Here is a 12,987-nt window from a genome sequence, read left to right as displayed (position 1 = left end):
GGCGCAATGGGAACTCCGGTTGCTTTGCTGGGCCGTCCCGGTCAGGCGCGCGAGCGCCTGCGCGAAGCGCTTGGCCTGGCCGGTGCGCAGGTGGTGCTGGAAGACGAGCCAGCGGCGGTCGACGTGCAGATGCTGCGCGACGCCGAGCCGGTGGCGGTGCTGGTGGCACTCGAACCGTCCATCGAAGACGCGCTCGAAGCGCTGGAGCCGGCCTTCAACATGCCTGGCGTCACCGTGATCTTCGACGAGGCCGAACTGACGGTGCGTCGCGAAGGCTGGGAAGCGCAGCGTTGGGTGCGCCATCTGGCCGCCAAACTGCACGGCCATGCCGACGTGCTGCCGCCTGGCACCGAGAGCGAACCGTCGCTGCAGCCCGAGCCGGGTCTGGCGCTGGTCGCGCACCAGCACTCGGACCTGCAGCTGGATCAGCACCTGGAAGCGGCCGCGCATGCGTTCGACAGCGTGCCTGGCGATGCCTTGTTCGCGCACGCCTCCATGCAGGAGGCGGCACCGGTCGCTGTGGAAAAGCCGGGCCCGACGCTGGGCGATTCCAGTACCTGGGGCCTGGTGGACGAGGTGGCCGTGGTGGTGCGCCCGCGCGCCGAACCCGATGTGGCGGCCCTGTCCACCGGCGGCTTGTCGCTGGTGGATCTGGAGTACGGCGGCAGCGTCACCGGCGCAGTGCTGGTCGTCGCTGGCATCGGTGGGCCGGATGCGATCCGTCGCTTGCTGGCCGCATTGCCGTCGGAATTCCCGCGCGCGGTGCTGGTGCGCATGACCCTGGATGGCGGCCAGTACGGCAACCTGGTGCGGCAGATGGGGCGCGTGTCTGCGTTGCCGGTCGAGCTGGGTGAACCGGGACAAGTGGTCGCACCGGGCAAGGTGTATGTGCTCTCCGACGAGGTCGGCGTGCAACAGCATGCCGGCGCGCTGGCGTTCGTGGCACCGGCCGATCCGGCCGGGCTGATCGCGGCGCTGCCGCCGGCCGACAGCGCGGTGCTGATGCTCAGCGGTGCCAACGAGGCGCTGGTGGAGGCATCGCTGGCATTGGCCGAGCAAGGCGGCTGGTTGGCCGGGCAATCCACCGATGGCTGTTACGACCCCGCGGCCGCGGCGCGTCTGGCGCGGCAAGGCATTCTGACCGGCGACCCTGCGCAGTTGGCGCAGGCGCTGGCACAGCGTTGGCCGGCATAAGCCGGGCGCTCCCTTTCGAATCGGAATCATGCGATGAGCTACGCCAATAACGACGAAATCCGCGGCGTCCTGATCCAGGCCGGTAGCGAGCGCGTGCTGCTGCCGAACGCGACGGTGGCCGAGGTGATGTCGCGTGTGGCGGTCGAGCCGCTGCCCGACATGCCGCGCTGGGTGGTCGGACGCATCGACTGGTACGGCTGGAAGGTGCCGCTGCTGTCGTTCGCGCGCCTCAGCGGCATGGGCGAAGAGCCCACCGCAGTCAACAACAAGGTCATCGTGTTGAAGGCGTTGGGCGGCAACCCGGCGTTGCCGTATTTCGCGCTGCTGACGGCCTCGTTCCCGCAGCTGATTTCGGTGCCGCGCGATGGCCTGCTGGCCGATGCCTCGGAAGATGCGCTGCCCGACGGTGTGCACATGCGCGTGTTGCTGGGCGAGCAAAGCGCCCTGTTGCCGAACCTGGACGCCATCGAAGCGCAGGTCGGCCAGGCGCTTGCGGTCGCTGCCGCCTGAGAGCGGGCGGCACACCTGCTGTGCTCGCTGCCAGGCGGGTGCAGTCGCCTCGCGCAGTGGATGGCGCCGTGCTCTGAATGATGCGCAGTGAGGGTGTTGCTGACAGGCGGGCACTCCATCTCGTGCATCGGACGACGCACTGCTATGGAGACGGCTTGCGGAGCATGATCGTATGCATCAGCCGGATGCACCTCGCAGCAAGATGACATGCATGGTTGAGGCGCGGCCGTCATGAGTCTGCCGCGATTTGCGCCGATCCGCCGCGCCGATGGCGTGGTGCTTTGCGATCTGGCCGTTGTCGATCCGGCCGCAATGGCCGACTACCACACGCGTAACCGCGTCCATCTGGCCGATGCGATGCCGCTGCGGCCGCCCGCGTTCTACACCGTCGAGGGTTGGCGCCGCCTGTGCGTGGCATACCGCAGCGCGATGCCTGGCGAGCGTGAGCTGCAACTGGTCTTGTTGCAGGGCGAGCACGTGATCGGCACCACCGGGTTCACCCAGATCCAGCGCGGCGCGTTCCAGGCGTGCCACATGGGCTATGGCCTGGACGCGGCGCAGCAGGGACGCGGCTTGATCCAGTGGGCAGCCTCGCAAGGAATTGCCTTTGCCTTTGGCCCACTCGGCCTGCACCGGGTGATGGCGCAATACGTGCCGGAGAATCTACGCAGTGCGCGTGTGCTGCAGCGGCTGGGTTTTCAGATCGAAGGCTATGCGCGGCGCTATCTGCAGTTGAATGGCCACTGGCGCGATCATGTGCTCACCAGCAGGTTGCGCGACGACGGCGCTCTCGGCGAAGGCACGGTGGATGGTCGGCCGCTTTCAGGTCACAGTGCCCGAGAGCTCGATCCGTCTTCCATCCGTGGCTAGATTGCTGTCTTGCGCAAGCACGATCTGCGTTGGCCAGCCACGTTATGTGAGCTGATTGAGCAACTGTCTCGCCCAGGTCTGCACGGCCGCTGCACTCGGCGTGGCCGCCATGACGCGGAGCGTGATCGGTATCTGCGTGCTCCCGGAAACAGCATGGTCCGCCAGCCAACCGCTTGGCGATGTGGAAAATTTCAGCAACGTCGCTTCATCGCGGGGCAAGCGCGCTGTGATCCGTGCCTGCCGCGAGCGCGCCACTGGCCTGCACATCGTCGTTGTGCACGGCGATGGGTGCAGGCAGTGGGGGCGGCGCCATCGCGGCTTGCGCATCGTCTAGCGCCGGCTCCGGCACCGTCTAAGCGGCATCTCGTCTGGCGCGGAGGCAGGGGGGCAGACAGGTGCGGGACGTGGCGCGCTGACCGGGACCGGCATCGCCTGGATGGGGGGCGCGGCGGACCGGGTGCCGATGGCGTTACCAATGCCCGCGCGCGGACGGGTACCGCAAGCTGACCTTGCATTCCGAGCGCTGCGCTGCCTTGCCGGGCCGCCGCACTTGCGCGGGTAGTGGCACAGATTCGCTGCGCGACCGTTCGCTGATCGATGCAGCGGATGCGTGCGAGCAGGCGCCCAGCAACAAGGCGAGCCCAGTCAGGCTGTCACGTGACATGGGAATCTTTTGCAGGGCGAGGTGGGATGGATGGACGACCGGACAGCCCGAGGTTGCGCCTCTGTCAATGAAACGGGCCAGTGCGGCGAATGGGGTCAACCGGATGGAAGTTTTTTTCGGTACCCCCGCGTTGGCTGGTGCGATGCGGCCGACCTCTCGCTACAAGCGTCTGGCGTTGAAACCCTTCTTCCACCGGCAGAAGATGGCGCGCAGCGCCGGATGAGGGTGCGACGAGGAGGACATCCGTGGCTGCGTCATCCCCTGATCCAACGCCGATCCAGCGTGGCCGCGCATGGCACCGTCCGTTGCCCGCCGCCAGCCGGATCCATGCATCGGAGACGCAGCGGCTGAGACAGGGTTAGCCCAGCCAGGCAAGGGTTATGCACGGATCCGCATGCGACAACGCCGCAATAAGGTTTATCCGCACGCCACGCTGTCGCATGATGGAAGGCTGGTACCGCACTGCGCGGCCGCTCGTTTCCGTCATGGAGTCATCCGCATGCTTCAACGCCGTCACTTCCTCAAGAGCGCCACGCTAGGCGCGATTGCGTCCGGGTTGGCCGGCTGGGGCGCCCGCGCGCAAGCCGCGGCAGGCGCCACGCCAGGCATGCGGCCGATGGCGGTGCCGCGTGGCGCGGCGCGGGTGATCTCCACCTGGGATTTCGGCGTCGCCGCCAATCAGGAAGCCTGGAAGATTCTCAGCAGCGGCGGTATTGCGCTGGATGCGGTGGAGGCCGGCGTGCGTGTGCCGGAAGCGGACCCGAACAATCCCACCGTCGGCCTGGGCGGTTATCCGGACCGCGATGGCCGGGTAACGCTGGACGCCTGCATCATGGATCACCTGGGCAATTGTGGCGCGGTGGCATCGCTGGAAGACGTGGTGCACGCCATTTCGGTGGCACGTGCGGTGATGGAGAAAACCCCGCACGTGATGTTGGTGGGCGACGGCGCGCGTCAATTCGCCTTCGAACAGGGTTTTCCGAAAACCAAGCTGTTGACTCCAAGCTCGGAAGCGGCCTGGAAAGAGTGGTTGAAGAGCTCCAAGTATTCGCCCGAAGCCAATGTCGAAAATCGCGCCTGGCGAGATGCCAAGTTGCCCGGCGGCAAGGACAATCACGACACCATCGGCATGCTGGCGCTGGATACGCACGGCAATCTATCCGGTGCATGCACCACCAGCGGCATGGCGTGGAAGATGCACGGCCGCGTGGGCGACAGCCCGATCATCGGCGCGGGCCTGTACGTGGACAACGACGTGGGCGGGGCGACCTCGACGGGTGTGGGCGAGGAGGTGATCCGCAACGTCGGCAGTTTTGCGGTGGTGGAAATGATGCGGCAGGGCAAATCGCCCGCCGATGCCTGCCGCGAGGTGGTGATGCGGCTGATCCGTCGCAAGCCGGAGCTGACGCGCACATTGCAGGTCGGCTTTCTGGCAATGAACAAGCGCGGCGAAGTGGGAGCGTTCGCGATCCAGAAGGGCTTCAGTTACGCGGTGTGCGACGCGCAGCGGCAGGATCTGCTGGTGCCTGGCGAGAGCCATTACACCAGCGAGCCGGCAGCATGAGCGCGGTGGGATTGGAAGTGGCTGCCGATTCGGTGGCCTCGGCATTGGCCGCGCAAGCAGGCGGTGCGATGCGCGTGGAGCTGTGCGGCGGGCTGGATGGCGGCGGGCTGACGCCGTCGTTCGGCACGTTGGCGGTGGTGCGCGAGCGTTTGCGGATTCCGCTGTATGTGCTGATTCGTCCGCGCGTGGGCGACTTCGTGTTCGACGCCGCCGAAGTCGAGGTGATGCGCCGCGATGTGGAGCAGTGCGTCCGGCTGGGATGCGATGGCGTGGTCCTTGGCGCGCTGGACCGGCATGGGCAGGTCGATCTGGCGACAATGCGCGTGTTGATGCAGGCAGCAGGGTCGTTGGGGGTGACGTTTCATCGCGCGATCGATGTCAGTGCCGACCCGTCGCGCGTGCTGGAGGATGCGATCGCGCTGGGGTGCGAGCGGGTGCTGACCTCGGGCGCACGTGCGAGTGCGCTGGAGGGCATCGACACCATCGCCGCGTTGGTGCGGCAGGCAGCCGGGCGCATCGGCATCATGCCCGGTGCCGGGCTTTCCGAGCACAACATCCGCGCCCTACGGCAGCACACCGGCGCCCACGAATTCCATGCGTCGGCGCGTGGCGTGATCGCCGCCCAGGTGCCGTCGCCGCACCCCTATATCCGCGATCTGGGCGGGGACTACCAGCGGACCGATACCGCGCGGGTACAACGGATGGTGGACGCGTTGCAGCAAGCGTGAAACGCGCGCAACGCCCCGTTCGGCCGGGGATGCGCCGCCTGACTTGCGCAGGCACATGACGGCGATGCTCGATTGGCGACGGCGCATCTCGTGTTTGCCCTTTACTGATCGCGTGAAGGTGCCGGGCTTGTTTGCTGTTCGTCATCAGCGTCGTCGCTGACCTGCTCGGGAATGTGCAGCGTGAAGTCAGGAAAGGATGTACGGTCTTGCGGGTGTGCGTTGACGATCAGCTCGCGGGTCTTCCACATCTGGACTGCCTTGGCCAGCGACGCTGCGTCGAGCTGGCTTGCTTCGTGATAAACGAACTGCCCGAGATGATCGACGATGCCCAGGTGCGCGCTCTGCTGCGCCTTCCAGTTGCTGACGTTCGTGTAATGGAGGCGGAGGCCTTCCTCGCTCTCGTCTTCGATTCTGGGGGATGGGCCTGCCATGTCGCTCACGCGTTGCAGGAAATGGGGATCCCTGCTTTCTTCGAGCATTTTCTGCAATACCGGAATCTCGCCGAAGGTGGTGGGAGTTCCGGGCGGGCGCTTTTCTGGAAGATAGGATGGGGCACCTTCCAGAAAGGGATTTCTTTCCTCATCGATGACCGTGCTCAGCATGGCCTGTGCGGTGTCTTCGATGCGTTCGAGCGCAACCTTGTTCAGTTCGAGCGCAACCTGACGATGCTGGTCGAGCTGCGCTTGGAGATGCGGCGGCACCAGGATGATGCAGTTGGCAGGTAATCGGGCGATCAACGAGGGCAGTCTGGAGAGATTGACGCAACCTCGCAGATCGAGTTTTTCCAGCTGCGTCAGGCGGTGAATGTCCAGTGGCAGCGTGAGCAGGTTGCTGCAGTCTTTCAGAATCAGTCGCTTCAATGGCGCACTGCCGCCGAAAATCGGCGGATAGCTGCGCAGCGCGGTGCAGCCCCGCAGATCAAGCTCCTCCAACTTTGGCAGTTGATGGATGGCCGGGCCAAGGGCGGACAGCGGCGAGTTGCGTATCTTTAGGCTTTTCAGATTTTGCAGGTTGGCGATGGACGCCGGAAGCGATGTGATTCCGGTCCGTTCCAGCCGTAGGCTCTGCAGGTTGACCAAGCCCTGGTGCTCGCCGGATGCATCGGTGCTTGCCAGGTGCTCGGGAAGTTCCGTCAGTTCCGGGCAGGCGCGGATGGAGAGCTCGCGTAATCGGCTGAGGCTTGCGATGGATGCAGGTAGCGCGCGAAGCGGATTGCGTGCCAGCGTCAGTGTTTCCAGGCCCGCAAATTGCTGCATGGTGTCCGGGAGCTCCATCAACCCTGCCGCGTCGATCGTCATGTGTTGCAGATGAGAAAGACGGAATGCCTGGTCGGGAAATTGCGGCAGCGGAACTGAGCGCAGCTCCAGCGCGACCCGCTCCGGTGCGGTTGCGTCCTCCAGCAGGTCGGTTGTCGCCTTCAGCGCCCGGCTCGTTCTTCTCTCGACCTCCGGGTTGTTGCTGTTGGCCTGGCGCCATGCGCTGTGCCAGCGATTGCGATCTGCGCTGTAGTGGCGTTGCCATTGCGACAGCACGTCGCGGTACGGGCGAATCGCTGGGGAGCGCCGTAATGGTGAAGCGCCCACGGTCGGTGGCATGCGGGGGCCCTACGGCCGCAAGCGTTGCGAATCGGTGGTGACGGAGTGGAAGCGAGCGCGTTCTATGTCGCTGAGCTGTGGCAATTCCGGGGTTTGCAAAGGATGTCCAGCCGCCTCGTTCATCCGCGCGGCGCTGCCGGATCCGCCATGGGGAAGAGGCCGAGCGGATGTGGTTGGCCCACGAGAGGTCTCGGCAGCGGCAAGCATCGCTGGCGGACGCCCGGACCGGTCACCAGGCACATATCTGGTCAGGCCGCCGAGCATGCCGGTAGGGCGCTCGGGCGCGGGATGTGCGGGTGGGACACTGCGCGCGGGCGCATCCGCATTGGGCGCATTCTGCTCCCGCAGTCCTAACGGCGTGCCCGGCGGGCGTGGTTGATCGACGCGTCGCATCGCATTCCTCGTCTTGGCTGTCGCTCGATGACGATGATCGGCATGCAACGCGATGGGCGAATTCCGAGGGGCGAAGTCGTCGTCATCATGACGAAGGATCGGCGGCGTGGGCGCATGCCGTTGTGCAGCGCTCAGGCAGCATTGTGGGGACGGGCGCCTGGCAGGGGCTGCACTCGCCGAACCGCGTGGGATCGAGCACCACATGCTTGATCCGTCGGCGCTTCCAGGTGTAGCTGACATGCACCAACCCATCGCGGGTCTGGATCACGGCCGGATAGGAAAATTCATCGCCGGCGCTGTCTTCCAGGGTCAGCACGCGTTGCCAGTGGACGCCATCGTTGGAGACGGCAACGGCCAGGGTGCCGCGCCCGTCCCACCAGTCCTTGCCGGCAATGGCCGGGTTGTAGACCAGTAACGCACGACCGTCGTGCAGCACCACCGCGTCGGTGCCGGAGTTCGGGTTTTCCACCTCCAGCAAGTACATGGGCTGCCAATGCAGGCCGCCATCGAGTGAGAACGTGCTGAAAAGCTTGTTTTGCTGGCTGCGGCCCAATGCCTGCAGGCGGCCATCCGGATACATCAGCAGGCTGGGCTGGATCGCGCCGATCGCCTTCGCGTCGTTGAGCGGCATGCCGCGTTGCCAGTGCACGCCGTCGTCGTCGCTCCATTCCAGATGCGCGCGCCAGCCGCGGTCTTCGCTGCTGCTGGGCGCCAGGATGCGACCGTTCGGCAATTGCACCGGCTTATTCTTGATCGGCCCAAGAATGCCGTCGGCCAACCGCTGCGGTGGCGACCAGTGCGCGCCATCGTCAGTGGAGAGCAGACGCAGCCCCCACCATTGGCGCGGATTGGGTCCGAGTTTGTAGTACAGCTGCACCGGCCCGGTGGCCGATTGGAACAACACCGGATTCCATGCTGGCACTGCAGTGCCATCGACGCCGGCGTGTGCGCCATCGGCGATACGGCGTGGGGTCTGCCATTGCTGCGGGCCGCGCTGAGCGAGCCAGATGCCGACATCGGCCGCACCTTCGTGCTCACCGCCGAACCAGGCAGCCAGCAGATGACCATCGCGCGTTTCCAGCAAGGTGGAGGCGTGAGCCTGCGGCGTGGGAGCCGGGTCGGCGATGAACTCGCTGAGCATGATCGGCGAAGGCGGCGACGCAGGCGATTGTGCCTGTGCGACAACCGCACCCAGGCTTGCAGCAAGGCTCGCAACGAGACGGCTTAGCAGGCGTGGCGGATGCATCGTGGTCCAGTCCTGTGCCAAGTTTAAGAGACCTCTTTATTATCTCTTAAATACCACGTGTTCCGTCCGTCGAGGCGGCTTGGTCGAAGTGCATCACCAGACGCATAGCGATGTGGCCGCTCTGCTCCGGCTGCTACTAGCTGGTGGCACCTGGCCTGACCCTGGCGCGACTGTGTACACGGCCATCGTGCAGCATTGCCGCGGTAAAGCCTTCAGTGCAGCGATGACTCAGCCGCATTGCACCCGCGCGCACGATCACACCGAGGTTGCGACGCGCGCTGAAGCGTGGCAATGCGAGGGTCGAGTTGCGCGCGCGCCGGCCGCTATCGTGATGGCACAGCGAGCGTGGTGTGGCGGTTCGCCGGCGGCGATGCGGGGAACATAACCGCGATGCGTTCTTAGCGCCGATGGGCCTGCACAACACAAATCGCCGTGTATCCATTCACTCAGGAGTGCATTGATGGCTTTTCCAACCGCAGTCAATCCGCAGATCACCGATGCCGTCACCCAGACCAACGTCAAGGTCGTTGGCGAAGCGCCAGCGGTTGCAATGAGTTCGATTTACCAAAGCATGGCCCATTCGAGCGGCATCCTGTTTCAGAATGCGGTCGCTGCACAACAGCAGCAAGACACCTTGGCGCAGGCGGCCACCAATCAGGGCGTGATCCAGACCTACGGTGTCGATACGGGCGCTTGCGCGGCAGATGTCGAGAACGTTGCGCAAGGCGGTGCCGCAGACAATCTGAACAGTCTGTTGACCGTGCTCAGGTCGTTCGACACTGCAAAGTAACCGCCTCTGGCGACAGCGTCACGGCTGTCGCCACGCTTGCTCGCGCAAACGCGTCGCTCAGGCGGCGTCGTCGTCGCGCATTTGCGGCGGCAGCAGCGTCTGCGGCTTCTTGGCCGATTCGGTCTGGCACAGGAACGTCATCAGGTGTGCGGCTTCGGCACTGCCCATGGGCTTGCTGTGGATCTGCTCGGCGAAGGCGTTTTGGGTGTGCTCGGCAACGGCGGAAACGGACTCTTGTGCAACGGTAGACGACGACATGCAACGCTCCTGGAACCTGCAATCAAGCCGTCTACGTCGCAAGCAAGCGCATCCGTAACGGAGTCAGCCGGTGATATTGCCTGGAATCTGTGCCGTCCGATACCTCGACGGTACGCGGGCGGCGCAGCGGCACCGGACGTTCTGATAACGGCGGCTGCGGCCAGGTCTAAAGCGCCATCGGCTGAAATCTGCTCCGTCGGTTATTTTTGATTGCCCAATAGGGCTGAAGGCGATGGGCGTCTTGCTAGAACGCGGGGGCTCAACAGCTGGATTGCTGTGCCGGCGCGTCCTGGCGCATCGCCAGCTCCGCCAGGCCATCCATGCGGCGGCTTGCATCTTGCCAATCCGGCGTGGAGGTACCCAATGGCGGGCTTTCTCCGGGATAAATCGCGCGACGCGTGGTTGGGCCGGAGCGTTCGTTTACGGAATCGCGTGTTCGTCCCAGCAAGACTGGATGGAAAGGACAGGCGCACCATCGCCGCTTTGCACCGGTTGGAGTTTGCTCATGCGCGTCCAGCGATCCATTGCACAGCATCTTGTCACACGCGATTGTGCGGCCGTCGAAACGCCGCCCGCAGCGGAATCGCCGCAAGATCGACAGGGTTGGCCACTGGGGCTGAACGCGCTGCAGACGCGACCACTGCCCAGACACACACATCGCGATGAGAGCGAGCGACGAGTGCACCACGGGGATGCCAACGCCCGAGTTGCCGAAGCGGAGACGGCCTATGACGTCTTCGTGGTCGCCAAGTACGTGGCCGACCCCTTGCACGGAACCGCGGACAAAACGGCCGAATTGATCAACGACATTCCCCGCCGCGGCGAACCCGAGCACTCCGCCGAAGCCGGGGAGTCAGCGCATCCGCCTGCGCACCCACCGGCCGACCATGCAGCGGCACCGGATGGCCACCCGTCACACCCACCGCAGACCGCACATCCTGCACAGCCGCACGCTGCCCATGCCCCGCATGCGCCGACGCCGGAGGGACACCAAGCGCCGCATGCCGGTGCCGGGCATCCGGCGGATCCGCAAGCGGTTGGGCATGCAAAGGAAGGCGTCCTGCACGCCCTCGCCGAGGAAGGCGCCCCGGCAGGCGCATTCGATCTGGCGATGAGCCTGGGCATCAGCGGCGCGATGCTGCCGCTGTCGAGTCTTGCGATCTATGCCGCGTACAAGGAAACCCGTGAAGTCGCCGAGCAGCGCACGCACTTGCGGCAGCGGGAACGCCGCCTGCGCTTGGAGCAGGCGGCACTGCAGTCTGCCTTGGGCACGGCAGCGCCTTCAGGTGCTGCAAATGCGCACGCGCATGCACTGAGCGAGGCGATCGATACCAACGCCTATCTACAGCGGCGAAATGCGCGCGACGGTGCCATCGCCGCGACCTCCATGGCCTCGGCCGGGGTGATCTTCACCAAGGCAGCGAGCGAACTCGGCATCCAGGGCGGGCTGGCAATCGCCAGCAAGAGCGCAAATGCGGCGGGCCTGGTGGGCCACAGCGCCGCTGCCGCAGGTGCTGCCTCTGCGGCGGGCATCGCCGGCAGCTTCGTGCTCGCGCCGTTGGCGAGCGTGGCGGCGACCGCATTGGGGGGCACCTTCCTGCACCAGTCGCGTCGGGAAAGGGCGCGTGTTGCCGTGGATGTCGGCAGGGTCGAGCGCTTCCTGCAAGACCTCGAACCTAGCGAGCTCAGTCCTGGCGCACAGCGCTACCAGTACTTTGTGAGCACGAAGTTGGGCAAGTACGACCGCTTTGCGCATCGGTTCAACCAGTGGAACAAGGGCTTTGTCGTGGGTGGAATCACCTACACCGCCAGTACGTTGACCAAGGTCGGCGTCAGCGCGGCCGTCGTTGCCGGCGCCACGGTGGCCGCACCGGTGGGCACCGGCCTGATCATCGGCGCAGGTCTGCTCGGTGCGGCCACGATGGGGGTCGGCAGCCATCAATTCCTACTGGCGCACGGCAAGCAGAAGCGCTACCGCAGGTACCAGACCGAGGACATGCCCGGCGTCGATCGCGCGCTACTGGCGGTGGCGGATCTATTGCCTGCACGCGAGGCGGAGAGTGCCGCAGTCCAGGAAACGCCCAACGTCGCCGACCAGTTGCAGCCAACCGCGCTCGGCGTTGCACTGACGCCAGTGGCGGAGGAATCAGCGGGGAGCGAAGAAGACGATATCGTTGCAGAAGCCGATCCCGGCCTGGAGCCGAAGCATCGCCAAGGCGCCTCTGCCGCAGGTGATGCTCAACCGGCAATGCCGCAACCCGATGCTTCGGCTGCCGACGCAAGAGCGGCAGGCAATGCTGTTCCCCAACACGGTTTCGAGTTGCGGAGCGCGCTTTACGCCTGCATCGACGGGCAGGAAAAGGCGTTGGACGCGTTTCTGCAGAGCGGCGCCGACGACCTGCAGAAACTGCATCCGGCCAAGCCGCGCTCGACAGATCAGAGCAAGGGCTCGGGTCGAGCGGCACATGCGGCGCCGCTGAGTCGGCGCGTCAATGCCGCCCTGCGTGCGGCAGCGAACTACGGACGCGCGGTAGTGACCGGTAAGCCGCATCAGGCGCGAGGCAAGGCGATGCGCAGCCATGCCAAGCACAGCGCGGTGCTGACCGAAACCGCGCTTGCGCAGTGGCTGCAAACACCCGGCTCGGTGAAGTCGCAGATCGCCTACATGCAATGCTGCCTCGAACTGCAGACGAAGTATCTCGACGCCAAGCTCGGCGCGCAGGCGGACCTTCCGCAGCCCGACGTGCACGACGATCCGCATTCTCATGGCCAAACGCCGGTTGCGACGGTCGATCGGGCGCCGGAACGTCTGCTGGCGCAATTGCACCAGGTGCGCACGCGCGACGACACCCAGCAGCGAGCGGTCAGCCTGATGCTGCAGGAACTGGAGATGGCCGAGCAGGAACTGGCAAACCCCGATGCCCGAAGCCAGGCGCGCGCCGCCGCCAGGATGCCCGGTTTGCAGCAGCGCCTGATCCGGGTGCTGACTTCGAACGCGATCGTGCCGCAAGAGGGCGTTGCAGGGTTCGCCCGGTTCTGCATGAAACAGGCCCGTCAGCACACGACCCATGTGCGCGGCACGCTGTTGGCGACCGAAGTCCAGGCAGCACGCATCCGCGAACAGGCCGCTGCCGCGACGCCTGCGTCCACGACCTGATGGCGGCTGTGCGCGCGC

9 protein-coding genes and 1 pseudogene are annotated in these 12,987 nt (G+C 65.6%); 7 read left to right on the top strand and 3 right to left on the bottom strand.

Annotation, left to right across the window (positions count from 1 at the left end):
• The first annotated feature begins 6 nt into the window (after positions 1-6).
• The 5 genes from AMD14_RS16115 to AMD14_RS16090 all read left to right on the top strand — a co-directional run bounded on the left by AMD14_RS16115 (position 7) and on the right by AMD14_RS16090 (position 5,530).
• Positions 7-1,194 carry a chemotaxis protein CheB gene (locus tag AMD14_RS16115; RefSeq protein ID WP_003482477.1) on the top strand — a complete coding sequence of 396 codons (1,188 nt, stop codon included), beginning with the start codon at positions 7-9 and terminating at the stop codon, positions 1,192-1,194.
• Positions 1,195-1,227: 33 nt separating this feature from the next.
• Positions 1,228-1,704 carry a chemotaxis protein CheW gene (locus AMD14_RS16110; protein ID WP_003482475.1) on the top strand — a complete coding sequence of 159 codons (477 nt, stop codon included), beginning with the start codon at positions 1,228-1,230 and terminating at the stop codon, positions 1,702-1,704.
• A gap of 231 nt (positions 1,705-1,935) precedes the next feature.
• Entirely contained in the window at positions 1,936-2,574 is a 639-nt protein-coding gene (locus AMD14_RS16105) for a GNAT family N-acetyltransferase (protein WP_011052035.1), read from the top strand.
• A gap of 1,163 nt (positions 2,575-3,737) precedes the next feature.
• Complete coding sequence (locus AMD14_RS16095; RefSeq protein ID WP_011052032.1) at positions 3,738-4,802, top strand: glycosylasparaginase; 1,065 nt, start codon at positions 3,738-3,740, stop codon at positions 4,800-4,802.
• Positions 4,799-5,530 carry a copper homeostasis protein CutC gene (locus AMD14_RS16090; protein WP_015463480.1) on the top strand — a complete coding sequence of 244 codons (732 nt, stop codon included), beginning with the start codon at positions 4,799-4,801 and terminating at the stop codon, positions 5,528-5,530. Before AMD14_RS16095 ends, AMD14_RS16090 begins: the two co-directional genes overlap by 4 nt.
• A 101-nt stretch (positions 5,531-5,631) precedes the next feature.
• On the opposite strand, the pseudogene AMD14_RS16085 reads toward AMD14_RS16090, so the two are convergent.
• Both AMD14_RS16085 and AMD14_RS16080 read right to left on the bottom strand, forming a co-directional pair.
• Positions 5,632-7,248: pseudogene (locus tag AMD14_RS16085) on the bottom strand (hypothetical protein).
• 355 nt (positions 7,249-7,603) lie between these two features.
• Positions 7,604-8,764 (bottom strand): sialidase family protein, encoded by a 1,161-nt coding sequence (locus tag AMD14_RS16080; protein WP_011052029.1) that lies wholly within the window; start codon positions 8,762-8,764, stop codon positions 7,604-7,606.
• 460 nt (positions 8,765-9,224) lie between these two features.
• Here AMD14_RS16080 and AMD14_RS16075 point away from each other — a divergent pair, with 460 nt between their 5' ends.
• The gene (locus AMD14_RS16075; protein WP_005924745.1) at positions 9,225-9,554 is read left to right on the top strand and encodes a RebB family R body protein; all 330 of its coding nucleotides are present in this window, start codon (positions 9,225-9,227) and stop codon (positions 9,552-9,554) included.
• 57 nt (positions 9,555-9,611) lie between these two features.
• Here AMD14_RS16075 and AMD14_RS16070 read toward each other — a convergent pair whose 3' ends face one another.
• On the bottom strand, positions 9,612-9,812 hold the full coding sequence (locus tag AMD14_RS16070) for a hypothetical protein (RefSeq protein ID WP_005915122.1): 201 nt from the start codon (positions 9,810-9,812) through the stop codon (positions 9,612-9,614).
• A 505-nt stretch (positions 9,813-10,317) separates the two neighbouring features.
• Here AMD14_RS16070 and xopK point away from each other — a divergent pair.
• Positions 10,318-12,969: a type III secretion system effector XopK gene (gene xopK, locus AMD14_RS16065; protein WP_015463478.1), complete on the top strand. Its 2,652-nt coding sequence runs from the start codon at positions 10,318-10,320 to the stop codon at positions 12,967-12,969.
• Positions 12,970-12,987: the final 18 nt, after the last annotated feature.

It is taken from the genome of Xanthomonas citri pv. citri (genome assembly GCF_000961215.1).
In the GTDB taxonomy this organism is placed as follows: domain Bacteria; phylum Pseudomonadota; class Gammaproteobacteria; order Xanthomonadales; family Xanthomonadaceae; genus Xanthomonas; species Xanthomonas cissicola.
This window is presented reverse-complemented; position numbering and strand designations above follow the sequence as displayed.

Bases quoted from the DNA above. Each gene is read 5' to 3' on its own strand.
- AMD14_RS16115 (WP_003482477.1), top strand. From the start codon at position 7: ATGGGAACTCCGGTTGCTTTGCTGGGCCGTCCCGGTCAGGCGCGCGAG.
- AMD14_RS16110 (WP_003482475.1), top strand. From the start codon at position 1,228: ATGAGCTACGCCAATAACGACGAAATCCGCGGCGTCCTGATCCAGGCC.
- AMD14_RS16105 (WP_011052035.1), top strand. From the start codon at position 1,936: ATGAGTCTGCCGCGATTTGCGCCGATCCGCCGCGCCGATGGCGTGGTG.
- AMD14_RS16095 (WP_011052032.1), top strand. From the start codon at position 3,738: ATGCTTCAACGCCGTCACTTCCTCAAGAGCGCCACGCTAGGCGCGATT.
- AMD14_RS16090 (WP_015463480.1), top strand. From the start codon at position 4,799: ATGAGCGCGGTGGGATTGGAAGTGGCTGCCGATTCGGTGGCCTCGGCA.
- AMD14_RS16080 (WP_011052029.1), bottom strand. From the start codon at position 8,764: ATGCATCCGCCACGCCTGCTAAGCCGTCTCGTTGCGAGCCTTGCTGCA.
- AMD14_RS16075 (WP_005924745.1), top strand. From the start codon at position 9,225: ATGGCTTTTCCAACCGCAGTCAATCCGCAGATCACCGATGCCGTCACC.
- AMD14_RS16070 (WP_005915122.1), bottom strand. From the start codon at position 9,812: ATGTCGTCGTCTACCGTTGCACAAGAGTCCGTTTCCGCCGTTGCCGAG.
- xopK (WP_015463478.1), top strand. From the start codon at position 10,318: ATGCGCGTCCAGCGATCCATTGCACAGCATCTTGTCACACGCGATTGT.